This window comes from Ornithinibacillus proteolyticus (assembly GCF_039581225.1).
GTDB classification, from domain to species: domain Bacteria; phylum Bacillota; class Bacilli; order Bacillales; family Amphibacillaceae; genus Ornithinibacillus; species Ornithinibacillus massiliensis.
Genome location: NZ_JBCPXV010000004.1, coordinates 1 through 23,616, shown reverse-complemented (window position 1 = coordinate 23,616; position 23,616 = coordinate 1). Strand labels below are relative to the sequence as shown.

The following is a 23,616-nucleotide window of genomic DNA, read 5'->3' as shown; positions in this document are numbered from 1 at the left end:
TAGGAGAGTTTTTACAAATGAATAAAAAACAATTAATTATGGAGAAATCAATAGAACTTTTTGCAGATCAAGGAATCAAACAAACTTCCGTACAACAAATAACCGAATACTGTGGTATATCGAAAGGTGCTTTCTACCTATCATTTAAGTCGAAAGACGAGCTTGTTCTTGCGATTATCGACCGTTTCATGCAACAAATCACCGCCGATATTGACTATGTGGTCAGAACTACTCATGCTAAGGATATTCTTTATCAAATTTTCCATATGATCTTTAAAGCATTTTTACAGCATCGAGACTTAGCGAAGTTTCTCATGATAGAACAGAATCACTCCCTTAATAAAGAATTGCTAACTAAAATGCAGTATTATCATAAAATAGCTGATAAGACTTTTCTAGAAATGCTAGAAAGGATATATGGCGAGAGCATAACCGAAATCAAATATGATTTAATCTATGCAATAAAAGGATTAATTAACGGCTATGCCGATATTGTCATATTTAATAATGGTAAGCTTGACCTTGATTTAATAGCAGCATCACTAGTTGAAAAAGTAGATATCCTCGCTAAAAATATAACCACGCCTTTTATTACGATAGAAACGAAAGTAATGTTTCAAGATTTTTTAATAGAAGACATATCAAAAGAAAAACTCATCTCTATGATAGACATATCCCTTAAGGAAATAGAAGAATCTATTGAAAAAGAATCCTTAATGACATTAAAACAACATCTTATAGAACCAAGCTATAATCGAGCGATTATTATTGGATTAATTGAAAACATTCGTAACCACCCAGATTGTAAATGGCTATCCTATTTATTAAGGCGATATATAAGTTAGATATTTAAAAGTACTGTTCCATTACAGTGCTTTTTCTTATCCTCCGCCTTAAGTCTGGAGACAATTTAAATGAATGTAATCGAATTTCGAGACTAATTATTTGTTGAGGGAAAAAATTAGGTTTCAACGACTTGGAGCTTTATTATGAGAAACATTCAAGCTTTTGTTGCTCCATATTTAATATTCCGGTGACTTTTCGCTTGCGGCAAATGAACTATATGTGAAGGATGGTAAAACCGTAGGACCGACTAATCAAATGACAATTGCCGGTAATTTCTTTGAGCTATTAATGGATATTGAAGAAGTGGGTAAAGACTTAGAATTCTCTCCAATGGACTATTATGGCTATATTGGATCTCCGTCATTAAATTAAAATAAAGAGAAAGCACAAAAGAAGCTCCGGAAATATCGGACGGGCACTTCAAGAATACCTAGCGGGAAAACCTATCAGTGTAAGAGAACCGTTATGTTTTTCCCCCAAGTGTCGCGCCTATTTCCGGGGCTATTGAGCTACATCAAAATACAATGTTGGGCGTTGATTATCTATTGAATTTCCATACACGCAAGTTAACCCTATACTCATTCCCTACCTAGTTTCATTTCTTCTAGGAACTGATACATACTATTATCATCAAGAATCCGGTAGGACTGATAATCCGCTAAATAGAATGCTATATATTTATCATAAACCGTGACATCAAAATCGCTCTTCCCTTTTATTCTTAGCCGATAGTAATTATCCCGATTTTCATGATGAATTGGTCGCTCCCGATATTTCAATTCATGTAACTCATGAAATATTTCACGAATCAAATTAGCATCCTCTATCGTACCTTCTCTTTTCACCGTTGTTTTATTCCATAACTCCTTTTCTTCCTCGTTCCAAGCCACATGTTGAACTTCTATCTGTTCAACGGAATCCATGTCGATATAACCATATTCTTGTAACGCCTCTTCAAACGTTACTGTTTGTAAGGAGATAATAAGAATACCAATAAAGATTACAGCAAATGCACTTGATTCTATGATAGAAATAATATATTGCTTTTCCTCTGGCTCATATTTCCATTCCATATAAGCTTCGAAAATAGATAATGCAAACAATGATCCTATCATGATATAGATAAATCCATAATTAAATTCAAATGTAAATGCAATGATTGAGAGAACAAAGAGTAGAAAAAAAATACGCCTCCCCGATTTGTGCGTATGATTAATTGGTTGATATTCCCCCCAATCAGATGGTATTGCAAATAGTTTGCGGGTGATAAATTTAACAACATTGAAAAATATACCTACTATAACTACAAATAGAATAATATTACTTATCATTCTCCTCACCTTTTATATACTGAATATTAACAATAATATATCACATTAACATTTATTTGTTAATTAACACAAATTAATGATAGTATAAATTCATAAACTTAGAACAAAGGAGATTATGTCGATGCCAATTAGTGAGGGATATATAGAAGTAACTGGTGGGAAAGTTTGGTATCAAATCCATGACCAGCAAACGGATAATGCCCCTGTTCTTATCTTACATGGTGGACCTGGTTCTTCTCATTGGTCCTTACAAGGGTTAAAGGAACTAGCAAGTGTACGACCTGTAATACTATATGATCAGTTAGGGTGTGGGAAGTCAGACCGACCAGAGGATGATTCATTATGGAATATTGATAGATTTGTCCATGAAGTGAAACAGTTAAAAGATGGGCTGGGCGTGAAAACATTACATATTCTTGGACACTCTTGGGGAACAACATTGGCTGCTGCATATTATTTAACATATCCTGAGGATGTCGCAAGTATTATCTTTTCTAGTCCATGCTTAAGTGCTCCGATATGGGCAAAAGATCAAGAGCTAAATCTGCAAAAGCTACCACTAGAAATACAGACCACCATAAAAGAATGCGAAGAAAATGGGATGACTGACTCAGAAGAATATAAAAAGGCAACTAAAGTATTTAATGATCATTTTGTATGTAGATTACCAGAATCGGAACGACCTGATTTTCTTAAAGAAGGAGCTAAATATAGAAACTCCAAGATTTACAATATCATGTGGGGTGCATCTGAATTTCATGTTGCTGGTAACCTAAAGAACTTTGACTGTACAAAGGAATTACATAAAATAGCAGTCCCAACCTTATTTACATGTGGTCGGTTCGATGAAGCAACACCTGAGTCAACGGAGTACTTTAGTAGTCTAACACCGAACAGCAAGTTTCATGTTTTTGAAAATAGTGCTCACATGCCTTATATCGAAGAACCTGATGAATTTCTTCGCGTAACAAAAGCATTCTTAAGTTAATGTTATATAAGAGATTGGACTAGTCCAGTCTCTTATCTTGATTTAAATAAAAATAAAAATAAAAAGATAGTCTCTACGATCCCCTCTCCTTCTACCACTGCTTTCCTCAGCTAGTTCCATTTACTTTCATCGTATACATATCGTCATCCGAGAAACATTCAGACATTTTAAAAATAAATAGAGGCTTGGATAAAACTAAAACAAAGGTAATAAAAAACGAACTATCACTATCATTACCCGGAAATATACGGAGACTCCTGTGGGAGGAAAGGGCACGGCCTGAGACCCCGGAAGAGCTTTAGCTCTGAGGAAGCTCACCAGCCGCCCTCGATCCTTAATTTTCGCGCGAACTACCTCAAAAATCGCGTGAGGATTCCTATTTTCGCGCGAGTTCCCATGAATTTCGCGCAGGCTCCCCCAAAAATCGCGCGAGACTTTCTTTGTCGCGCGAATTATGCTAAATGTCGCGCGTTTTTTTATGATTCTCGCGCGAATTTGATCGTATATCGCGCGAAGATTTCTAGTTTTACGTGGGGTTCCCGGTTTCGCACTAACCGCAAGTATATTTCCGGGGCGGATTTGATGCGCTAACTTTCATGTTCGGTTTATCCTATGTTAGAAATCGTTTTGTCCCAACCGCAAACAATTTAAGGTTATTTCGATAATTCCCTAATTAAATCTGGTAACCAATCATGTAGGTTTGTAAAGTTATAACCAAGTGTCTTGGCCTTTTCATTGCTTAAAGTCCATGTTTCTTGTATAGCATAAGGAGATTCCAACTCGTTGTTAGTCGTAATGATTACTTCTTTTCCAGTCTTCTCAGATATAAGTTGCATTAGATTCTCCATGGTAATAAAGCCATTGGCACTAACATTAATTGGTCCTGTATAGTTTGTTTCAGCAATCCAAGCTAAAAATTCCCCAGCTTCTTTTTGATGAACAAAGCACATTTCTGCTTTAGGATTTGGGAAATAAACTTCCCTTCCTTCTTTTGCACTTTCCACATAATGTACTAATCTTTTTGTATAATCCTGTTCCCCCAGAACAATTGGGATTCGCATTGCTACAACTGGAAAGGAGACTTTTTGAAATAAATAAGCTTCTGCCTGACGTTTTCCTTCTTGATACGTCACTTCTTGCCTATCTACCATTTTCAACTCGTAAGTATATGGATCAAAGACTTTTTCATCCATGTTCGTCCCATAATCGTAAACAGACAATGTGGATGTAAATACATAACGCTTCATTTTCCCCTCCATGGCATTGGCAATAATTTCTGCATCATTGGAAGAAAAACAAAGCTGATCGAACACAACGTCCCATTTTTTCCCTTGTACGGCTTCCCGAATAGAGGCTTCGTCAAAGCGATCTACCTTCAGCCGTTCTACCTTATCCCCAAACGAATCTTCGCTCGATTGTCTAGTAGCCACTGTAACCTTCACACCATTATCTAATAATTTTTCTATTAAATTTACACCAAAAAATCTAGTTCCCCCAAATACTAAAGCCGATTTCATCTAGCTATCCCCTTTCTCAATCTCGTGAGTCCATTATGGGATAGGAATAGAAAAATAACAAGAAAGAAACATTCACATTAGTTAAAAATTCATAAATTTTATATCGGTTCATTTCCAGTACAAGGGCTATACCTGCTCAAAAAAGCTATGTACTCCTCCCCGGAGGTTTACACTTCCGAGGGAATACCTATCTAACTATTGGAGATTGCTTCTATACTACCTCTTTATTAAGGGATTTCACTTGTGAATTTAGTTGTTTTATTTTTTTATGTTTTACAACTAAATTATTTTGTAAAGCATAATCCCTCATTTCTTTTATTCTTCCTTCCGCTAGAAGTCTATTTATATCATAATTCATTTGAATTCCTCCTTAGTTTTCATACTTCTATCATACACACTCTGACGTTTTTTAAACTCGGAACAGCGACTGATTTATAACCATAAAAAATCCCTACTTTATCAGTAGGGGTTTTCGGTCTAAAGGCTGAAACCAAGCTATTGTCAATTTTGAGTAGCGGTAGATTGTTCTACTTCAATACGTCTATCATGTTTGGTTTGCTGGATCATAAATAACGCTATAACCACTATAAGTAATACAGCACAAGCAATATACATTATGTGAAAATTATATCTCGCTACAATCATTCCAAGTACATAAGAACCTGTTGCGATTCCTATATCCCAAAAAATATAAAATGTAGCCGTAGCATGCCCGCTTCTCCCTGGACCACCAGCTTGAATACACATCGTTTGGAAGCTCGGTAGCAAAGACCCACTTCCAAGACCAATAATCCCCGCTGTTATTAAAAACATCCAAGCTGATTCCACATAACTTAACATGAATAATCCAACACTAAATATGACTAAGGATGGAACAATAACATATTTTGGTCCTTTCACATCAAATAATTGTCCAAATGACGGCCGAGCTAGGATCATAACAGCAGCAAAAACAACAAAGAAATAATTTGCTACATGAGATAATCCATTCGCATCAGCAAAGACACTGACATAGGAAAGAATACTAGAGTATGCCAATCCAACTAGCAAACTAATAGCCGCAATCGAGAGCGCTTTGACCTCAATTAGGGCATCTAACGTAAATTTCTTATCTTTCCGATCTCTGATTTTATATATTTCCTGTGGAACGTTTACTTGCATGGCACAAATAACACCTACCACAGCAATAATACTGATCAAGACAAATAGTACCTCATACGATATAAACTGGATAAGCGTTAAACCGATAAAAGGCCCAACGACCATTGCAATATTAGTAGCCATTGCAAAATACCCTAAACCAGCACCCTTTCTTTCATTTGGCACGATGTCTGCCGCAATTGCACTAGCAGCAGTTGTCACAACCCCAAAAGAAAGACCATGAATAAATCTTAAAATCATTAATCCTATGAAACTATCTATAAAAAAATAAAAAAACATGGTACCTGTAAACAAGCCCGTGCTCCATAATAACGTCTTTTTCTTACCAAATTTATCTAAAAGATTACCTGATATAGGTCTCATGGCAATCGCTGCAATTAACATAATCGTTACAACAAGTCCACCTTCTGCTTCCGAACCACCTAAATCATTCAACACATACAAAGGAAGCGTAGTAAGCAATGTGTAAAAACCTATAAATACGATAAATTGTGTCAATGAAATGTTTATAAAATCTTTTGTCCAAATCTTAGCTTTATGATTATGCATGCTGTAATAATTTCTCCTTATCCTAGTTTCAGTAATATGTTATGAAATAATTCCTTTTCTTCTTCCGACAATTGGGAAAGAATCTCCGCCTCGTGGTCCGCTACGATCTTTTCAATTTCCTTATATCGCTCCATTGCGTCATTTGTTAATTCAATATAATGCTGTCGTCTGTCTTTTCCTACTACTCGATTGACCCAGCCATTTTCCTCCATTCGCTTAACTGTTCTAGTAATCGTAGGTGGATTCACATGAAAATAGTTTGTGATCTCTGTTTGCGTTTTGGGACCATTCTCGTACAAGTAGTACATAATCGACCATTGAGCATGGTATAAATCATGTGACTGTAATCGATCATTCAATTGTTTATTTATAAAACGAACACGTTGATTGAATAAATGAATGATATCACGGTTTTTCATCACGGACCTCCATTACTTACCTAGGTAAGTATTTCTATCATGCTAATCTTACACCTATTTTTCACTGCTGTATAGGTCTTACTTTAAAATAGTAATATTAGAACAATTATCTATTGCTACTTTTACTTACTTCTTATTTCAACAAAATAAGTCTTTATTCTTAACAGAAAACGACAAACTTTACTAGATTTATCTGATATTATGGTGAAAATAATGAAATAATAGAGTTGGGAGAGGCGACATGGAGAGAATTTTTGAACCATTTAAGAGGAAAACGGACGTTTCGGAGCAAAAACAAGCGACTATTGCAGAATTTCAGGAAGATAATATCTGCTTTTATCGTTTTATTGGTGGTAATCCCGGCGAGACGGAGACATTAGGGCATAAACTACAAAATTTAAAAAAGAGTAAACCATTACTTATCGGTCTCTTCCGCTTCCCATTTCGGTTTGAAGGAAAACGTAGAAAAATGACTGCCCGCGAACAATACTTCATCATGAAAGATTATTGTGATGCTATCATCTTCTTCCACAGTGATGAACTAATGGAAACAATAGATCCTACGATTCCTATCCACGAGGCACATCAAGCCTTTGATGCAATTGAAGAGAGAGCAATCGGTACTATACGGGACATGGTAGAGGATACAGGAAAGGTGAATATCGATTATCATGATATTAAAGCTTTTATTTCCCGAAACCATGGCCCCCTTTTTATACATACGATTGAAGGCAGAAGTTTTGATGAACCACTTAAATACCTAATTTCAACTCCCTATCTGCCAAAAGATTTTACCGAAGCAAAGCAGTTAATTATTAACATCGGCTATACAAGAGATGTAGATATGGAAGCCTTTAGACAAATTAACCTCCGCCTAAATGACTTGTTTGATAAAGCTGATTTATTTAAAATTGGTTCTTATTTAATTGATAAGCCTGGCCATCTTTTCAACATTTCATTACTAGTAAATGGTATACAGGATCCCGTGGATGCCCCAATAAAATCCAACAAAAATACGTTCTCTAAATATAAGAAAGTGATACGTAAATGGCTAGCAGAACCCAAGTAACCACTATTTATACTTACATTAAATTAAATGAATCGTTCAAACTAAGCTATAAGGAGGGATTAACATGGCTAAAAATAAGAAGAAGAAGAAAAAAAATAAAAGTAAAGAAGAATTAAATGATATGAAGGGGAAGGAACGCTATCCTAAGAATAGGCAATAATGTAAGTGGGTAGTCCGAAACGCAATTGGACTACCCCTCATCCATATAACGTAATCCCTTTCAACTTTCAGAATACATTTTCTCTTAAATTTCCTACGATTATATAGTAAAATACAGATATTTAATCATACTTAGAAAAGAGGGGGAATCTTGAAGAATTTCGGATTACTAACTAAAATTATTATTGCCATTATAGTAGGGATTATTATTGGTTCATTTGTCAATGAGTGGTTTATTCAGCTGCTTGCTACTTTTAATAGCATCTTTGGTAATTTTATTAGCTTTATTATCCCATTCATTATTTTAGGATTTATTACACCAGGAATAGGGGAAATTGGCCGTGGAGCTGGAAAACTTCTCGGTATAAGTGCTTTCTTTGCTTATGCATCTACTATTTTAGCTGGAATTATTGCTTTTCTCGTAGCGAAGTCGCTTTATCCTTCTTTACTAAATGGACAATCCCTACAATCGTTGACAGATCCAACAGAAGGATTAACAGAGCCTTTCTTTACCGTTCCTATGACACCACCGTTCGAGGTTGTAACTGCGTTAATTATTTCGTTTGTGCTAGGAATTGGGCTAGCTTCTCTTCACAGTGAAAAATTACTTGGTATCTTTTTAGACCTACGTGCTATTGTTCAATTAGTAATCGAAAAAGTAATTATTCCATTACTTCCTTTTCACATCTTAGGGATCTTTGCAAATATGACGTATACAGGACAAGTGGCAACCATTATTACTGTTTTTGCAAAAGTAATGCTGATGATTCTTATTCTGCATCTATTATACCTAGTGTTCCAATATTCTATTGCGGGTACGCTAAGTCGTCAAAATCCTTTCGTAATGTTAAAAAAAATGTCACCAGCCTATTTTACTGCTTTAGGTACACAGTCTTCAGCTGCAACAATACCAGTAACCTTAAAGCAAACGAAATCCTTAGGTGTAAAGGAATCCATTGCGGATTTTACTATTCCTTTATATGCTAATATCCATTTATCTGGTAGTACTATTACACTTATTAGTTGTTCACTAGCAGTATTATTTCTTAATGGTGAACCAGCTACTATGCAGTCCTACCTTCCATTTATTTTAATGTTAGGAATTACAATGGTGGCAGCACCTGGTGTTCCTGGTGGAGCTGTTATGGCAGCTATTGGACTCTTAGAAACTATGCTTGGTTTTAATCAAGCAATGATATCGTTAATGATAGCCCTATATCTTGCCCAAGACAGTCTAGGAACAGCGTGTAATGTCACTGGTGATGGTGCCATCACATCGATCGTCAATACTATCTTTAAAAAGTAACTAAAAACAGACAGTTCTCGAAAAATAACGATTGCAAGAGGCTGTCTGTTTTTTGTATTATAGATAGTTACCTTAAATCAGAATTATTTCACAGCCCAACAGCGAGCTTTATTTAGATAATCCGTAGACCAAGAGAAGTAATCACGTTTCATTGCCATTTTTTTGGCCTTTTAGACTTCCTTTTATAGTCTCATCAATAGATACATATAGCACATCAGGATCTCCAATTGGGTACTACTAGAATGGGTCGCTCGTATGACTTTTTTAATAAAAGGTAGATTCTCCTTAATCCTTTAGAATCTTATAATAAAGTTGATCTGCTTCTTTATCCCATTCCACCGCAACTTCGATTTCCTTTCCTTCCTGATTGGAAATAATAAAGCTCGGTATTCCATGTTCTCCAGCATCTTTTAGCTGTTCTTCAAAAGCGTTGGTGACATCCTCATTTAATAGCTCATTTAGCTCTTTAATTATTTGATCATGTGAATGCTTCTTCATCCTGATACTCCTTAGCTTCTTATTTATATTATGATCTTTTTTCATTTTTCATTGCTTCATCTGCTAACTGGTCCATAGATTTTATCTTACCATGCGGATTTTTAGCGTTCTTTCTTGCTTGCCATTGTCTATCTTTTTCTCTCTTTGAATCAGTCATGAGGAATTCTCCTTACTATGTCATTTTATCCTTGTTTATTTTGCCTTGCTTTTTTGGCCTTAGCTTTATGTGCTTGATTAGCTTTGGCACTACCAAACTCTGTAGAGAATTCTGTGTCTTGAACACTGGAGTCGAAGCCTTGTTTATTTTTTTGATCAGGACGATTTTTCTTTGTCTTCTTCGCCATTGCCTTATCCTCCTTTTTCTTATAGTATGGAACAGCAAATTTAGAAATATGCTATGATCCTAAGAAATAAAGAGGATACATTCTACTTCAGTAACTTGTTACTCACCTAGTATCTCTCTTGTGCGGTTCAATATTTCTTCATCCTTTAAACGAAACTTAAATTCTACCCGTCTCGATTCTTCTGCACTATATTCGCCATTTTCATCGGTTCGGTAATCTGAATAGGATTTACTATTGACCGTTAATTTTTGTTCCAAATGTTCTTGGATGTTTTTATAGGGAAATTCTTCTCCTAATATATAGGAGGCAACACTAAATGCTCTGTCCTGGGCAAGCTCTAAGTTGTATAGATATCCACCACTTCGGTCTGTATGCCCTTCAATAATAATTTCAGCCACATAATCTTCATAACCACTTTCTAACAACACATCTAGATACTTTGGCACAAACTCGTCTAGGAATTGATACGACTCGGGCTTTAAATCCGCTCGATCAAATTCAAACAGAATATCCGTATCAAATAAAATGGCACCGGTTTTATCATCCACTGTGATTCCTGTAGTAGAATCGTTAAATTCAGCCTTAAGCTCATTCACTAAATGTACTCTAACTCCCATGATTTGATCAATTGTCCGCTTCATCTCTTCAATTTGTAATGATTTGATGACCATCATGACAATGAAAATTAAGATAAAGCATAACAAAATAATCGTCAGTACATCCGTGAAGGATGGCCAAAACTGCCCCTCATCATTTTCTCGCTTAAATAATCGCTGGTATTTAGTATCCATTTTGATTCATTCCTATTCCCGGAGGTCTGGAAGGCCCTTGTTGACTGACAACACTAAGTTGCCTAATTAATGCTTGCATCTCTCTCCCTAATTCTTGTAGAATGTGTTGTAAATTCTGTGCATTCGTTTGTTGTATTTGCTCATTTAATCTGCGGATTTCCATAAATTCACGTTTAATATGTTCATTTGTATTATCCATGGAGTGTGATATGCTCCGAACTACCTGATCTATACGATTACCAAATGAGCCTTCAAAGTTGTTGATATAGTTAGTAAGAGCATCCTTTAAAACTGTTACACTCGCTTCCATTTGGTTCTCTCGGTGATTATAGGATTGGTTCATCTGAGATATTTTCGAATCGATTTCCTGCATCAGTTGGTTATTTTTCATACTCACTTGTTCAAATGTTTTCGTTACTTCACGTAGATTCCTTTCAAATGCTACCGATTCTGTCGTATGCTCTTTCAAATGATTACTAAAGGTTCGATTAAAATGCTTCAGTTCCTCAAACCGATCCGTCAAAAGTTGTTTATATTCTGCTTGTGTATGATTAATGACATCTAGTGCTTCTGGCAGGCCAGAAATCGATTCCCCTAGTCGATCGAATTCTCTTGAAAGCTCCCCTAAATAAGTTGTAATCCCTGCCAATCTAGACGATAAATCATTTCCGAAAATTTGTTTAAACTCTTTATTATGACTATCCATCCGTTTAACTAATTGATTACTTTGATTTACAATTTGACCGATCGAATCCCCTACTGTTTTTTGTCCTTGTAAGATTGATGATGTGAAGTCCTTCAAATCAGATACGACATTTTTCATATGAAGTAAGGATTCTTTTTGCGTATCAGACGCTTCTTTAATTTGTTCATATGTCCCCTCAACCGTTTTAACAATACGCTCATTCTTTTCCTCTACTTTATTAAAGTAAGCAAATAGTGAATCAAAGTTCGCGTTTAATCGAGCAGTCCCTTCACTAAATCCAACTGTTACCTCTTTCATCTGATTAAAAAGTTGATGAAATTCTCCTAGATTCTTTGATAATCCATCATTGAAGGCTGCTAAATCCTTTGCTGATTGTTGTAATCCAGTTGTATATTCTTGAAATCCTTCAAAAGCTCGTTCAATATTACCTAGAGATTGTTGATTCGATTCTTGCAATTGAACGATGGACTGATTAATCATTTCTGAGACTTGAATCAAACGCCCCATGCTATTTTCATCATTACCTTCTAGACTTGATTCTACTTTCAGCATAATGTCGGTAAGCATATGCTCTGTATTAAACGCTTTTACCAAAATCGTCATAATTAAAGAAAATCCCATACCTGCAATACTCGTGTAAAAGGCAACGTCAATTCCTGCTAATACAGCTGCAATATTTTCAACTAGTTGTTCTCCTGTAGCATTAATGGTTCCAAGTGAAATAGTTAGACCAATAAACGTTCCAAGAACACCAAGTAATATAAACACCGAAATTGTCATTTGTATCATTTTAATTAAATTCACGACAGGAATTCCAAAAATTCTCCAGCTTGAAAACCTTTCCTGGACAAACGTCTCTCGTGCAACAGATTCAATTTGACTCCTTCTTTCAAACTCTTGGTAAAATGATGCCAGTGGTTCAATATCCATCCTGTTTGTTTCTTTAAAGTAATTTCGTAGCTTTTTAAGTTTATTAAATACAATGAAATGAACTAAAACAGAAATAATAAACCCTAGTATAAGCATCAAAAATATCAGCTCTATTAGGGGACTTGACAATATTGCTTCCGCCTTTTCCTTACTTGTAAAGATTTCTAATATAAATTGCACCACTACTTACCTCTCCCGCCAAATAAGATTCTTGTACGCTTATTAGTACATCCTATTCGAGAGCCAGATAAATCATGAATGCTTGTCAGAACAATATAATGAAAATTATGTAATGGGGGTATATTGCAGGGGGAATGTTAGGTATTTTACATTACCTTTTTTGTAGTTCTTCCCTATTTAGGGAACAGACGGGGGTTCTCTGTTACCTTGATCGGCGGTTCTTCCTCTTTTTGGGCACTGACGAGGCCTCTCTGTTACCTTGGCCGACGATTACTCCTCGTTTAGGGCACTGAGGATGGCTCTCTGTTACCTCGGGCGACGGTTCCTCCTCTTTTTGGGCACTGAGGATGGCTCTCTGTTACCTTGATCGACGATTACTCCTCATTTAGGGCACTGAGGATGGCTCTCTGTTACCTTGGCCGACGGTTCTTCCTCATTTAGGGCACTGAGGATGGCTCTCTGTTACCTTGGTCAACGATTATTCTTCATTTAGCGCACTGAGGATGGCTCTCTGTTACCTTGATCGGCGATTCCTCCTCATTTAGGGCACTGAGGGTGGCTCTCTGTTACCTTGGTCGACGGTTCTTCCACATTTTGGGCACAGACGAGGACAATCCGTTACCTCCCTCTCTCCATTCAGAAAGCCCAATACAATTTATCCCAAAAAAGGTGCCACATACAGTTGGCACCTTTGCAAATAGTAGGTATTACATTAATCTAACTCTTTCACTAACTCAGCCATTAGTTCTTTACTAGTAACTAGCTTTTCTCCACCACCTTGTGCAATTGTATCTGTTCCTCCACCTTTACCATTAATCCGAGGTAATACTTGCTTTAGCACTTGGTTCATTTTCATAGGTACATCAGAGCCGCAAGCACAAACGATTTGAAGATTATCAATTGTTTCGTTAACAAAACATACTATTGTATTAGTTGACTTAGCAGTAATATTTTTAGCTAATTGTTGAAGCTCTGGCATAGTCCTATTTTCAAATACCAGCTCAATTAATCGGAAACCATTCTGATTGGTATACTTTTCCATTAAAGAAGCAGCTTCATAATCGATTAGTTGTAGCTTTAAATCTTTAACTGTATTTTCAAGTTCCCTTGTTTGTTCTATTACTCGTTTTGTAGCTTCTATCAACTGTTCTTGAGGTGTACTTAGTATTGCTGTTAAATCTTGAATAACTTGGTGCTTTTCATGTAATTGATGACGTACTCTTTTTCCACAGACAAAATATAAACGGGTATGTTTTTTATGCTTTTCCCAATGTAAAATTTCAATTGACCCTACTTGGCCGGTTGAATTAGGATGTGTTCCACCACAACCGTTATAATCAAAGTCCGGAATGATGACTAGTCGAATATTATGCTTTACAGATACTTCTTTTCTCAAACGATAATGGATTAATTCATCCTTCGTTACCCATCTTGTTTCAATTGGTCGATTTTCTATAATGATGATATTAGCGATATTCTCCACTGCTAACGCCTCTTCTTTCGTAAGGTGGTCCGTTGCTAAATCAATCGAGCAAAGTTCCTTACCTAGGTGAAAGCTAACTGTTTTATATCCATATTCCTCTTCAAATGCAGCGGAAAGAATGTGTTGACCCGCATGCTGTTGCATGTGATCTAGACGTCTCTCCCAATCAATTTCACCCACACACTCCTGACCCTTGTCCAGTGTTCCATTTAGGTAATGACGAATTTCTCCATTTATTTCCACTACATCATAGACCTCTATATCATTTAGTGTACCTGTATCATGAGGTTGTCCACCACCTGTAGGATAAAATGCTGTTTGGTCTAACACAACATAAAATTTCCCTTGTTCATCATTCCCATTATGTAAAATGCTTGCTGTAAATCGTCCCAAATATGGATCTTGATAATATAGCTTTTCTGTCTTCACGCTTTCTTCACCTCTTATGACGTTAGTTCTTGATTATTACTATACCCCTCTTAATAAAGGAAAGGAAGTTTTTGTATAGAAGATAGGATTCTCATACATTTATCCTATTTAAAAAAGAGTAACCAACATTACTTGGCTACTCTTCATATTTAGGCATTCTTATTGATATGGACTTGATGTGGGAAAGGTATTTCTATACCGTTTTGATCAAACGCTTCTTTAATGGCTTTACGTAAATTCCGCTCGACTGCCCACTGTTCTCCATTCTTTGTTTTACCAATCACACGAAGTACTACCTCAGATGCACCAAAAGCTTGTACACCAATCACATCTGGGCCTTCGACGATGTTCTCATCCTCTGCTGCAATCCGCTCACATACTTGCTGCAAAATTTGTGTCGCTTTATCAATATCATCATCATAGGAAATACCTATATCGACAAGCGCACGCATATTTCCTCGGGAATGATTACTAACATTCGTAATTTCACGGTTAGGTACAAAGTGTAATGTACCATCCATTCCTCTTAATTTCGTAGTACGGAGACCAACCTCCTCAACTACTCCATCTTTCCCTGCTACTGTCACATAATCTCCAACATCAATTTGTTGCTCCAATAAAATAAAGAAACCAGTAACTACATCACTGACTAGGCCTTGTGCACCGAAACCGATGGCTAGACCCACAATACCGGCACCCGCTAATAACGTAGTAATATCAAATTGAAAGATAGAAAAAATAAATCCAGCAAAAATAAACAATAAGAAATATGTAAATATATTTTGTGTAATAGATTCTAATGTCTTCGCTCTACCCAAAGTCATTTCTTCTTGTTTCCGATTAAATACCTTCCTTATTGCACGAGTCCCTATAGACTTCACAATAAAATACAAAATGACAATAGCAATTACTCGAATTGCAATATTTCCAACTTGAAGTAATAAGTCTGTCCAATTAATATCATCTATCCAATCTAACATATTTTCACCCTCAACCTATTTTAATCTAGTAATCTATTTACAGATTACGAATAAAGTATTCCCTTAATCTATCAAAATTAAACATCATTCGTCAAACGATAACCTAATACGCCTTTTATGTAGAAACGTGCTAGGGAACCTTAAACCAAATTCCCTAGCACGGATATTAAATAACCGTATAATACGGTTCATATCTTGGATGCTTAAAAAATGGTGGTCTGTTTGCTGTCAACGGCAAACGAAATTGGATTCCAGGCAAATATGATACAGTTACCTTCCTATCGGATTGATTCAATAACAGCAGTTGAACCTCTGGATTATAGTAATAATTCATGACACCGAAGCCTCCCATTCTTAATTTCTAGCTATTTTATTCGACATCGTGCATAAATGAGACTGTACTACTCAACCAGGCACACCATTCGCCCATATCGAATAGAGTAATTATTAACATGAAGGAGGAATCGTTCGTATGTCAAAAGATAACTCTAAGAATCAATCCTATCCAATGTATCCAAACTATGGAAAAATCACCAAATACCAAGAAGTTCCGATAACAGTACCCGAACAACGGCAATACCGTCAGCCTGGAATCGAAAGTCTCATGGTGCCACAACCAATCATTGAGAATCCCAATTACAAAGGTAGTGGAAAATTAAAAGGAAAAGTCGCTTTAATCACTGGTGGTGACAGTGGTATGGGAGCTGCTGCCGCTATTGCTTTTGCTAAGGAAGGCGCTGACGTAGCGATTTCCTATTTGGATGAGCACGAGGATGCCAATAGAACTAAGAATAGAGTAGAAGCGTTTGGTAGACAATGTCTGCTTTTACCTGGTGATCTCAGGGAAAAACAACAATGTATTGATATTGTCAAACAGACATTGGAAACATTCGGCGAACTGCATATCCTTTGTAATCATGTTGGCATCCAGTTTCAACAATTAAGTTTATTAGATATATCCGATGAACAATTCGATGAAACATTTAAAGTCAATATATATTCTCACTTTTATACTACTCGTGAAGCATTAAAATACTTGAAGGCAGGTAGTTCCATTATAAATACCGCCTCTGTTGTGACGTTTTTTGGCAACGATCAATTAATCGATTATACCGCAACAAAAGGAGCAAACATTGGCTTCACCCGCGCACTTGCAAGAAATTTAGCAGATAAAGGAATTCGCGTTAATGCCATTGCTCCTGGTAGAATTTGGACTCCGTTAATCCCAGCAAGCTTCTCAGCGGATGAAGTAACACAAGTGAATAACCTAATGGACCGTCAAGCTCAGCCTTTTGAAGTAGCACCAACCTTTGTTTATCTTGCCTCAGATGATTCACGTTTTGTAACTGGTCAGGTGTTACATGTCAATGGCGGTGAGATTTTCGGATAAATAATCGGGATACTACTATCCCGATTATTATTTTGTGAATGGTTCTTGTTGACTCATTTGATTTTCCCACTCTTTATTTATCCTATCAATAAGCTCTTCAACAGAACAATCCAATATTTTCACCGGAATATTAACTTGAGAAGGTAATATGCCCTTATTCATCCGATTTAACATTCTCTTAATAGAGCTACTTCGATTAACAATTAAATCAGGATCTTTTGTAAAAATCCCGAGGTATGTTTGGCCACCAAATTGAATGAAATCAATATCTTCTATCTCTTCCCATCTAATTAATCCAGCCGCAATATATGTAGATTGATCTGTTATTCCTTCATGATTAATGATAATAGCTGGTTTCCTTTTTGCCATTGTTTTCACCCAATAAACCATACAAAGGCCAAAGAAGACAAAAGCAACTCCACCGATAAGAAGAAACTTTAGACGATCACTCCCGTTATCAATTAGTCCTATCAAAAAAAGTATTGCCCCAATAGCTACAAAAATAAAGCAACCGATTCCATATAAGATCATCTTCCCTTTTTTAGGGTAAATTACTAATTCATTCATCATTCTCCCTCCTTCCGTTACTTTACCGAGTATACCCTTTGTTCTAATTGCTTCAAGGGGCAAAAGTCCCCTCTAAAAAACAGGACTTTAGTCAGATTTCACTCTCTATTAAGGTTTAAAAGAAACAAAGCAGGAGTTGTATGGATTAAGGAGAGTCATAGTACATCAGACTCTCCCCCTATGCTTGTTTAGATATTCCCGAATAATCTCTCGATGACTTCCGACCATTCTTTCTGGCAATTCTGTTGGTGGAAAGAATTCAAACGTTATTGATTCTGCTTCGTCCACCTGTATTTCACCTTCATATTCATTGGTATAATAAGCAACTGTCACAACGTAAAATTGATCTCCATTTTCAGCAATAATAAAATGGTCCTCGCCAGAATACACATTAATTAAGTGAAGCCTACCAATGGTCAGTCCGGTTTCTTCCTTAACTTCTCTTCTTGCTACATCTTCCGTTGATTCACCAAGTTCCATTAACCCTCCAGGAATTCCCCAGACTCCGTTTGGAAACCTGCGTTGTTGCAGTAGAATACTCCCTTCAGTATTCGTAATGATTGCCACAGCACCAACAAAGATTAACGGTCTATGGCCTACTATTTCCCTCAAATCCTCTACATATCCCATTTATTTGCTCCTTTATCTAAAGTTATCTATCGGACTTGATGATGATAATTACTGAACAGCTTCTATAGTCCATAAAGCAGTGATTTTTGACTAGTACTTGTACGGTTACAAGGTACACAAGCGAGTAAAAAATATCCTTCATTTTAACTATATTCATGATTACTAGAAATGATATGGTTGTAAGTACTACCAATGAACTTGCCCATTTTTATAACTTATTCGGTACTTCCCTTATCCTTTAAGCTACATTCGGTAATACATGAAAGAATACATTTGACAGACTTTTCCTTCATTATAAGTGCTAGCATGATATTCGAAAAGTTATTACCCGCAAATTTCCACCATAAGAAAAAACACATTCGCTAAAAGAAGAGCGGATGTGTTTTTTCTTATACAGGGAGGATAGTTTTCATACGTTCCAATCTGCTAAAAAATCTTCATGATACCTTTATCTATCAGTAAGAACTCATTGTTACTATTCCTACCTTGAATCTAGTGATCGTATTACTTCACCGGTAATAGCATTTAATTCAATTGCAGTGTTTCCATTCTTTGTTTTTAATTCTAGCTCGTATATATAGATGCCCTTATTTACATCTAGTACCATTTGAACAACGGTGCCTTCTATAACACTTTCTGCAAGTTCAATTGCTTGAAGCTCTGTGATTAAATTTGGGAAAGTAGCTTGTTCCATATTTTCCTCCTACCAATCTACATTATCGTTAAATTCATCTGTACGTTAATTGTTTGTTATGTCTATGTGTTAAGTGTCTTATGTGTAAATTCAATTGCAGAGAATAGTAATTGTCTCTTCTTTAATATAGCCATAAATCCTTAAAGAAAAATAACAGTTAAATTAAAATTTGATTAGAATCATATTAATTCATTCCTTAGACATCATATTCGATACTTATCATAACTATTAGTGCAAGCATCATATTTTTTACGTTTAGTTTATTCTTTCCAAAAAGTTTATAAAAACAAAAAAGGGAATATCTCTAACACAGAGACTTCCCTTTGTTTCCTACTACTTCTTCCCATCATTTAATTCCATCGCTTCTTCAGGACTAGACATAATGGTTGAACCCTTGTAACGCAATCCTACATCACGATCAGATTCTACACGCTTACTTTTCTTTAACTTTTTTTCTTGGCGGTCTTTTCCCATCTTAGCACCTCCTATTACTAAGATGTTTTTTTTGTTTGGAATTATTCCTTAACTTTTGACCAATCCTCTTATTATGCTCATATATGCTATTCAACTACTATTTAGGAGTGGAAAGCGATATAAAAAGGAACTATGGAATTAGTTAACCTAGATTACAAACATACCATGCACCAAGTACGTTGACGCATGGTATGTTCTAATTAGCTATCTAAATAAATCATAATAGCGTCTCGTAAAAATTGTGTACCGCCTTTTATAGCAGTGTCATAATAAGCAGTAAACCGTTCATCTGCCACATACATTTCAGCTAGGCCCGCATGTGCTTCTTTGGAATAATTCGTCCATGAATACAGTAGCCATTGCTTATGTTTCTCAGCTAGTTGTTGTGCTTTTTCTGATGCTGGATCGCCCGTTTTATAAGCTTCTTTTAATAAATTCATTATTTCTTCACCAAGCTCTGTCATTGCTTGATAATCCCCTTGTGTCATCCCTCTTAATTTTGTATTACTTGCCTCAACGATATCATTCCCGTATTTTTCACGGATTTCTTTGCCATATTTCTTTTCATTCTCTTCCATCAACTTTTCTTTTAATCCAGCGAATTTTTCATTATCCTGCATGGGTAGTCCTCCTTCCATACTGGCAATTGTTTTTTCGACGGTTGCCATAACCTGGTCAAGGCGGGCTCTCTTTTGCTTTAATTTCTCATGATGATTCTTCAGTGCTTCTTTTCGATTGAAATCTGGTTGTTGGATGATTTCCATAATATCCTCTAGACTTACATCTAACTCTCTGTAAAACAAAATTTGCTGAAGTAGATCTACTTCTTCTTGCCCATAAATACGATAGCCAGATGAATTAATTCTTGCCGGCTTCAATAATCCAATCTGATCATAATAACGGAGCGTGCGGCCGCTTACTCCAGAAATACGGGCAAGTTTATTTACTGTGTACTCCATAATGATTACCCTCCCGACAATCAAATCATAAACCTTTACGTAACGTTAAGGTCAAGGGGCATTTTAAAATTCATAAAGAAAAAAGAAAACGTACCTTTTTACTATGTTGTGTAGGATTGAACCGGATGCTTTTTGGAATTGAATCAAGGGGGTTTGTTTTGCTTTTGGAAGAATCTGGAGAAGGCATCGGAGAGATTTCGGAGGGAAGATTGGACTGCGATGCTGTCTACTTCATTTAACCAGCTTAATTCTATTTTTCAATTGAGGTAGTTGAGCAGTACAAGCGTTATACGTTAGTCCTTTTCCTGTTTGTAGGTGTCGTTCCATTTTGCTAAAAAATCGTTAAAAACAAAACGAGAACAGCCAATAGTTTTCGCAATCTGTCTTTTCGGTTCTATCGTTGGATAGATACGGAATTTATAGGCTTTTTGACGAACGTTGCTTGCACCTCTTTCAGTATCACGATACCTCTATTATACCATATTTTGTAAGTGGATAGGTCCTTTCAGGGGAAAACAAGAAAGAATGTAAGCATTTGAATAGTCGAACAATCGAGATGGCGATTCATCTCCCACCTGCTCTTTTTTCATTTCTTGAGGTGGGAGTCTTCAAAACTATTATACTTCATCAGCCTTAATCGTCCATATCACTTGATTACTACTTCCTCCTGCAATATTACCTGGGTCTTTTCGAAAATAATACTCATCAGCATTATAAACAAATGTAACCAGTTGACCTGACGTTTCTTCTCCCGGTGCTATAACTCCAGACATTTTTTCGATACTATCAACATGCTCCGATGCATCTGAGAAACCACTTCCATCAAGATAATCTGTTACTTCAAGTGAATATAGCAAATCTTCTACTTTCTGTTCTCCCCCACTTGTGTTTTTAACAGTAAGATCTAATACGATGAATCTATCTAACTCTGAAGATTGGCCATCAATGTCATCCTCTAGTTTTGCTGATACTAATGTAACTTCATACGTTCCTAACGTAGTATCAAACGTTCCCGTATCACCAATTCCTAAATTCAGCTGGTCTTCCACCTCATTAGCGTCATTAGCGTCATTTGGTTGAGTTTCAGTATCATCATCTATTTCGGAATTATCTTCTATCGAGTTATTAGCAGAATTCGTTTCCTCAGATTCTTCCTTACTATCTTTCGTATCACTACATGCTGCTAGTAATAAAGAGATTGTAAGTAAAATTAGACTTAACCACTTTGTTTTTTTCATATGGATCCACCTTCTTTTTCACTACCATTTCATTCTATTCATTCCAAAATTAATTTAGAAACAGTAATTTCCTTATCTCGAGAATAGGGAATGATTTTATAAAATTCTTCCACCTGAGTAGCCAAGCTTTTACATCGCACCTTGTATTAAATAATGGATAACGTATTACTTCTAAAACTCAACTATTCTGCTTCTTCTGCAGTAAAATGCCAAGTCAGTTTATTTAAATAATCCCGATTATATCCGAAATACAGAATATAGCTATCCGCACGTCTATCTGTGTTTATAAGCATGTTTCCGGTTAATTCTTCTCCCGGTTCAATCGGACCTAAATCAAAGAATGCATCTTCAAAGATTTTTATTCTATTTCCAACACCGATTAAATCATTTCGATGGGTAACTTGATTATTCTGGATTTGAGCTAAGTTATTCCCATCAACTAGTACTGGGTACTCGAGTCTAGACTTAGAAATCCCAATTTCACCATGGTTTTTAACAGTAAAGTTTGCGACAACATACACTCGTTCAGGATTCGCATTATTGGCAGCTGCATCACCTTCAATTTCATCTACCACTTCCACCGAATTTAACGTGATTTCTAGGATATTCTTATTGCCAAATTCTACTGTATAGCCAGTATCCCCAATAGATAATTCATATTGATCTTTGATTTCAATAGGATTAGTGTCTGCATTTTCAATTAACTCTTTTGGAACAGGTACACTTGCACTTCCACATGCCACTAACAACCCTAAAATGATTGCCAACAAGGAAAACAAGGTTAACATTTTTATTTTCATCCGCTACTTAACACCCTATCTATTAGATTTTTGAGTAAAGCTTTGAACTAGCATAAAAACAATGGATTATGTACTGCTGTATAGTCATTCATCCAAATGACTATACAGCTAACATACACAATTTAGATTTTCTATTAGAGCCTATCTTGCCTCATCTGGTTTAATTGTCCACATAACCTGATTACTACTCCCCGCTCCTACATTACCACTATCCTTTTTAAAATAATATTCATCACCAGCATAAACATCCGTAATAAACTCTCCTGTTTTTTCTTCACCTGGAGCCAGTGTACCAGTAAACTTTTCTATACTCTCAAAATCCTCCGCTCCATCATAGTAGTTAGAACCATTCTTTTTATCTGAAACTCCCATTGATTCCATAACTTCTTCAATAAGAATTTCATTTTCGCCTATATTTTTAACAGTAATTTCTAGTAAAATTAATTCATCTAGTAATGTTTCTTCTCCGTCAAGTTCAGTACCTAGCAACTTTGCACTATTTAACGTCATTTCGTATCTACCTAGGGTTGTATGAAACACACCCGTATCACCTACAGTTAAATCCAATTGGTCTTCTACCTCACTACTGAAACGGCCATTTGACGATTTATCACCTGGACTTGCATCACCATTTGTTTCGTTCTTATCTTGCTGATTATCATTTAATTCCTCATTACTACATGCTGTTAGCAATAACATAGTTGACATCATGAACATCAAAATTAATAGTAGCTTTTTCATTAGCGAACACCTCTGTTTTAATTCATTAGTAAAACCTTTTTTCAATGAAACACGTTGCATTGACCCCAACATTAAATTGCCAAATGATCACTAATAATAAAGCTATTGGGACAATACCTAAAAATTCAATTGTGACCCTGCCATCTTCATTTCCCTTAATCTTTTTAAGCCATTTCATATGGCATATCCTCCAAGCTGCTAATTGGTTAAGTCTAAGGTTATGAAGCTCCTTCACAAATTAGATTTTCTATTAGAGACTATCTTGCCTCATCTGGTTTAATTGTCCATATAACCTGATTACTACTCCCTCCTCCCTCAATAAAGTTAATTTTTCTTCCAAATACTCGCGTATTCTCAATATTTTATAAACACTAGTTAGTTGACACACCTTATAGATAGTTAAAAATTGAAAGTAATTCAATTTATTTACAGGTTGG

Annotated in this window: 27 protein-coding genes and 2 pseudogenes; 6 read left to right on the top strand and 23 right to left on the bottom strand. The window is 36.0% G+C overall.

Annotated features, from left to right (window positions below):
- The first annotated feature begins 17 nt into the window (after positions 1-17).
- The gene (locus AAIB49_RS03480) at positions 18-845 is read left to right on the top strand and encodes a TetR/AcrR family transcriptional regulator (protein ID WP_343457234.1); all 828 of its coding nucleotides are present in this window, start codon (positions 18-20) and stop codon (positions 843-845) included.
- A gap of 196 nt (positions 846-1,041) precedes the next feature.
- Positions 1,042-1,218, top strand: a pseudogene (locus tag AAIB49_RS03475) (metallopeptidase TldD-related protein); the annotation flags it as partial.
- A gap of 206 nt (positions 1,219-1,424) precedes the next feature.
- Here AAIB49_RS03475 and AAIB49_RS03470 read toward each other — a convergent pair.
- Positions 1,425-2,177 carry a DUF4181 domain-containing protein gene (locus tag AAIB49_RS03470; RefSeq protein ID WP_343457233.1) on the bottom strand — a complete coding sequence of 251 codons (753 nt, stop codon included), beginning with the start codon at positions 2,175-2,177 and terminating at the stop codon, positions 1,425-1,427.
- A 121-nt stretch (positions 2,178-2,298) separates the two neighbouring features.
- On the opposite strand from AAIB49_RS03470, the gene AAIB49_RS03465 reads away from it, so the two are divergent.
- On the top strand, positions 2,299-3,165 hold the full coding sequence (locus AAIB49_RS03465; protein ID WP_343457232.1) for a proline iminopeptidase-family hydrolase: 867 nt from the start codon (positions 2,299-2,301) through the stop codon (positions 3,163-3,165).
- 653 nt (positions 3,166-3,818) lie between these two features.
- On the opposite strand, the gene AAIB49_RS03460 is transcribed toward AAIB49_RS03465, so the two are convergent.
- The 4 genes from AAIB49_RS03460 to AAIB49_RS03445 all read right to left on the bottom strand — a co-directional run bounded on the left by AAIB49_RS03460 (position 3,819) and on the right by AAIB49_RS03445 (position 6,811).
- Positions 3,819-4,682, bottom strand: coding sequence for an NAD-dependent epimerase/dehydratase family protein (locus tag AAIB49_RS03460; protein ID WP_343457231.1), 864 nt, complete (start codon positions 4,680-4,682; stop codon positions 3,819-3,821).
- A gap of 211 nt (positions 4,683-4,893) precedes the next feature.
- Complete coding sequence (locus tag AAIB49_RS03455) at positions 4,894-5,040, bottom strand: hypothetical protein (protein ID WP_343457230.1); 147 nt, start codon at positions 5,038-5,040, stop codon at positions 4,894-4,896.
- 143 nt (positions 5,041-5,183) lie between these two features.
- On the bottom strand, positions 5,184-6,392 hold the full coding sequence (locus AAIB49_RS03450; protein WP_343457229.1) for an MFS transporter: 1,209 nt from the start codon (positions 6,390-6,392) through the stop codon (positions 5,184-5,186).
- Between the two features lie 17 nt (positions 6,393-6,409).
- Positions 6,410-6,811, bottom strand: a complete 402-nt coding sequence (locus tag AAIB49_RS03445) for a MarR family winged helix-turn-helix transcriptional regulator (RefSeq protein ID WP_343457228.1) — start codon at positions 6,809-6,811, stop codon at positions 6,410-6,412.
- A 241-nt stretch (positions 6,812-7,052) separates the two neighbouring features.
- On the opposite strand from AAIB49_RS03445, the gene AAIB49_RS03440 reads away from it, so the two are divergent.
- On the top strand, positions 7,053-7,880 hold the full coding sequence (locus AAIB49_RS03440; protein ID WP_343457227.1) for an FtsZ/tubulin family protein: 828 nt from the start codon (positions 7,053-7,055) through the stop codon (positions 7,878-7,880).
- Positions 7,881-8,190: 310 nt separating this feature from the next.
- Positions 8,191-9,345, top strand: coding sequence for a dicarboxylate/amino acid:cation symporter (locus AAIB49_RS03435; RefSeq protein WP_343457226.1), 1,155 nt, complete (start codon positions 8,191-8,193; stop codon positions 9,343-9,345).
- A 285-nt stretch (positions 9,346-9,630) separates the two neighbouring features.
- Here AAIB49_RS03435 and AAIB49_RS03430 read toward each other — a convergent pair whose 3' ends face one another.
- From AAIB49_RS03430 to AAIB49_RS03395, 8 genes are all read right to left on the bottom strand, one after another.
- Positions 9,631-9,843, bottom strand: a complete 213-nt coding sequence (locus tag AAIB49_RS03430; RefSeq protein WP_343457225.1) for a hypothetical protein — start codon at positions 9,841-9,843, stop codon at positions 9,631-9,633.
- Positions 9,844-9,871: 28 nt separating this feature from the next.
- Positions 9,872-10,000, bottom strand: a complete 129-nt coding sequence (locus AAIB49_RS03425; RefSeq protein ID WP_343457224.1) for a DUF6254 family protein — start codon at positions 9,998-10,000, stop codon at positions 9,872-9,874.
- A 25-nt stretch (positions 10,001-10,025) separates the two neighbouring features.
- On the bottom strand, positions 10,026-10,187 hold the full coding sequence (locus tag AAIB49_RS03420) for a hypothetical protein (RefSeq protein ID WP_339215697.1): 162 nt from the start codon (positions 10,185-10,187) through the stop codon (positions 10,026-10,028).
- Positions 10,188-10,285: 98 nt separating this feature from the next.
- Positions 10,286-10,978 (bottom strand): OmpA family protein, encoded by a 693-nt coding sequence (locus AAIB49_RS03415; RefSeq protein WP_343457223.1) that lies wholly within the window; start codon positions 10,976-10,978, stop codon positions 10,286-10,288.
- Positions 10,968-12,797, bottom strand: a complete 1,830-nt coding sequence (locus AAIB49_RS03410) for a MotA/TolQ/ExbB proton channel family protein (protein WP_343457222.1) — start codon at positions 12,795-12,797, stop codon at positions 10,968-10,970. The genes AAIB49_RS03415 and AAIB49_RS03410 overlap by 11 nt, the downstream gene beginning before the upstream one ends.
- Before the next feature lie 709 nt (positions 12,798-13,506).
- Positions 13,507-14,706, bottom strand: a complete 1,200-nt coding sequence (locus tag AAIB49_RS03405; RefSeq protein ID WP_343457221.1) for an alanyl-tRNA editing protein — start codon at positions 14,704-14,706, stop codon at positions 13,507-13,509.
- 149 nt (positions 14,707-14,855) lie between these two features.
- On the bottom strand, positions 14,856-15,686 hold the full coding sequence (locus AAIB49_RS03400; protein ID WP_339215704.1) for a mechanosensitive ion channel family protein: 831 nt from the start codon (positions 15,684-15,686) through the stop codon (positions 14,856-14,858).
- 166 nt (positions 15,687-15,852) lie between these two features.
- On the bottom strand, positions 15,853-16,020 hold the full coding sequence (locus AAIB49_RS03395; protein ID WP_343457220.1) for a hypothetical protein: 168 nt from the start codon (positions 16,018-16,020) through the stop codon (positions 15,853-15,855).
- A gap of 138 nt (positions 16,021-16,158) precedes the next feature.
- Here AAIB49_RS03395 and AAIB49_RS03390 point away from each other — a divergent pair, with 138 nt between their 5' ends.
- Positions 16,159-17,076, top strand: coding sequence for an SDR family oxidoreductase (locus AAIB49_RS03390; protein ID WP_343457219.1), 918 nt, complete (start codon positions 16,159-16,161; stop codon positions 17,074-17,076).
- Between the two features lie 27 nt (positions 17,077-17,103).
- Here the strand turns inward: AAIB49_RS03390 and AAIB49_RS03385 are convergent, their stop codons facing one another.
- The 10 genes and pseudogenes from AAIB49_RS03385 to AAIB49_RS03340 all read right to left on the bottom strand — a co-directional run bounded on the left by AAIB49_RS03385 (position 17,104) and on the right by AAIB49_RS03340 (position 23,357).
- The gene (locus AAIB49_RS03385; RefSeq protein ID WP_343457218.1) at positions 17,104-17,643 is read right to left on the bottom strand and encodes an STM3941 family protein; all 540 of its coding nucleotides are present in this window, start codon (positions 17,641-17,643) and stop codon (positions 17,104-17,106) included.
- A 165-nt stretch (positions 17,644-17,808) separates the two neighbouring features.
- Entirely contained in the window at positions 17,809-18,273 is a 465-nt protein-coding gene (locus AAIB49_RS03380) for an NUDIX hydrolase (protein ID WP_339215711.1), read from the bottom strand.
- A gap of 481 nt (positions 18,274-18,754) precedes the next feature.
- Positions 18,755-18,967: a PepSY domain-containing protein gene (locus AAIB49_RS03375; RefSeq protein WP_186870055.1), complete on the bottom strand. Its 213-nt coding sequence runs from the start codon at positions 18,965-18,967 to the stop codon at positions 18,755-18,757.
- Between the two features lie 333 nt (positions 18,968-19,300).
- The gene (locus AAIB49_RS03370) at positions 19,301-19,441 is read right to left on the bottom strand and encodes a YpzI family protein (protein WP_064965382.1); all 141 of its coding nucleotides are present in this window, start codon (positions 19,439-19,441) and stop codon (positions 19,301-19,303) included.
- Between the two features lie 200 nt (positions 19,442-19,641).
- Positions 19,642-20,400, bottom strand: a complete 759-nt coding sequence (locus tag AAIB49_RS03365; protein WP_343457217.1) for a MerR family transcriptional regulator — start codon at positions 20,398-20,400, stop codon at positions 19,642-19,644.
- Between the two features lie 146 nt (positions 20,401-20,546).
- Positions 20,547-20,828, bottom strand: a pseudogene (locus AAIB49_RS03360) (helix-turn-helix domain-containing protein); the annotation flags it as partial.
- 189 nt (positions 20,829-21,017) lie between these two features.
- Positions 21,018-21,638: a hypothetical protein gene (locus AAIB49_RS03355; RefSeq protein WP_343457216.1), complete on the bottom strand. Its 621-nt coding sequence runs from the start codon at positions 21,636-21,638 to the stop codon at positions 21,018-21,020.
- 182 nt (positions 21,639-21,820) lie between these two features.
- Entirely contained in the window at positions 21,821-22,438 is a 618-nt protein-coding gene (locus AAIB49_RS03350; protein WP_343457215.1) for a DUF4352 domain-containing protein, read from the bottom strand.
- Between the two features lie 141 nt (positions 22,439-22,579).
- Positions 22,580-23,179 carry a hypothetical protein gene (locus tag AAIB49_RS03345; RefSeq protein ID WP_343457214.1) on the bottom strand — a complete coding sequence of 200 codons (600 nt, stop codon included), beginning with the start codon at positions 23,177-23,179 and terminating at the stop codon, positions 22,580-22,582.
- A gap of 25 nt (positions 23,180-23,204) precedes the next feature.
- On the bottom strand, positions 23,205-23,357 hold the full coding sequence (locus tag AAIB49_RS03340; RefSeq protein WP_343457213.1) for a hypothetical protein: 153 nt from the start codon (positions 23,355-23,357) through the stop codon (positions 23,205-23,207).
- Positions 23,358-23,616: the final 259 nt, after the last annotated feature.

Bases quoted from the DNA above. Each gene is read 5' to 3' on its own strand.
- AAIB49_RS03460 (WP_343457231.1), bottom strand. From the start codon at position 4,682: ATGAAATCGGCTTTAGTATTTGGGGGAACTAGATTTTTTGGTGTAAAT.
- AAIB49_RS03390 (WP_343457219.1), top strand. From the start codon at position 16,159: ATGTCAAAAGATAACTCTAAGAATCAATCCTATCCAATGTATCCAAAC.
- AAIB49_RS03340 (WP_343457213.1), bottom strand. From the start codon at position 23,357: ATGAAATGGCTTAAAAAGATTAAGGGAAATGAAGATGGCAGGGTCACA.
- AAIB49_RS03355 (WP_343457216.1), bottom strand. From the start codon at position 21,638: ATGAAAAAAACAAAGTGGTTAAGTCTAATTTTACTTACAATCTCTTTA.
- AAIB49_RS03440 (WP_343457227.1), top strand. From the start codon at position 7,053: ATGGAGAGAATTTTTGAACCATTTAAGAGGAAAACGGACGTTTCGGAG.
- AAIB49_RS03370 (WP_064965382.1), bottom strand. From the start codon at position 19,441: ATGGGAAAAGACCGCCAAGAAAAAAAGTTAAAGAAAAGTAAGCGTGTA.
- AAIB49_RS03400 (WP_339215704.1), bottom strand. From the start codon at position 15,686: ATGTTAGATTGGATAGATGATATTAATTGGACAGACTTATTACTTCAA.
- AAIB49_RS03470 (WP_343457233.1), bottom strand. From the start codon at position 2,177: ATGATAAGTAATATTATTCTATTTGTAGTTATAGTAGGTATATTTTTC.
- AAIB49_RS03420 (WP_339215697.1), bottom strand. From the start codon at position 10,187: ATGGCGAAGAAGACAAAGAAAAATCGTCCTGATCAAAAAAATAAACAA.
- AAIB49_RS03450 (WP_343457229.1), bottom strand. From the start codon at position 6,392: ATGCATAATCATAAAGCTAAGATTTGGACAAAAGATTTTATAAACATT.
- AAIB49_RS03445 (WP_343457228.1), bottom strand. From the start codon at position 6,811: ATGAAAAACCGTGATATCATTCATTTATTCAATCAACGTGTTCGTTTT.
- AAIB49_RS03380 (WP_339215711.1), bottom strand. From the start codon at position 18,273: ATGGGATATGTAGAGGATTTGAGGGAAATAGTAGGCCATAGACCGTTA.
- AAIB49_RS03455 (WP_343457230.1), bottom strand. From the start codon at position 5,040: ATGAATTATGATATAAATAGACTTCTAGCGGAAGGAAGAATAAAAGAA.
- AAIB49_RS03345 (WP_343457214.1), bottom strand. From the start codon at position 23,179: ATGAAAAAGCTACTATTAATTTTGATGTTCATGATGTCAACTATGTTA.
- AAIB49_RS03350 (WP_343457215.1), bottom strand. From the start codon at position 22,438: ATGAAAATAAAAATGTTAACCTTGTTTTCCTTGTTGGCAATCATTTTA.
- AAIB49_RS03365 (WP_343457217.1), bottom strand. From the start codon at position 20,400: ATGGAGTACACAGTAAATAAACTTGCCCGTATTTCTGGAGTAAGCGGC.
- AAIB49_RS03430 (WP_343457225.1), bottom strand. From the start codon at position 9,843: ATGAAGAAGCATTCACATGATCAAATAATTAAAGAGCTAAATGAGCTA.
- AAIB49_RS03465 (WP_343457232.1), top strand. From the start codon at position 2,299: ATGCCAATTAGTGAGGGATATATAGAAGTAACTGGTGGGAAAGTTTGG.
- AAIB49_RS03480 (WP_343457234.1), top strand. From the start codon at position 18: ATGAATAAAAAACAATTAATTATGGAGAAATCAATAGAACTTTTTGCA.
- AAIB49_RS03425 (WP_343457224.1), bottom strand. From the start codon at position 10,000: ATGACTGATTCAAAGAGAGAAAAAGATAGACAATGGCAAGCAAGAAAG.
- AAIB49_RS03385 (WP_343457218.1), bottom strand. From the start codon at position 17,643: ATGAATGAATTAGTAATTTACCCTAAAAAAGGGAAGATGATCTTATAT.
- AAIB49_RS03375 (WP_186870055.1), bottom strand. From the start codon at position 18,967: ATGGAACAAGCTACTTTCCCAAATTTAATCACAGAGCTTCAAGCAATT.
- AAIB49_RS03395 (WP_343457220.1), bottom strand. From the start codon at position 16,020: ATGAATTATTACTATAATCCAGAGGTTCAACTGCTGTTATTGAATCAA.
- AAIB49_RS03415 (WP_343457223.1), bottom strand. From the start codon at position 10,978: ATGGATACTAAATACCAGCGATTATTTAAGCGAGAAAATGATGAGGGG.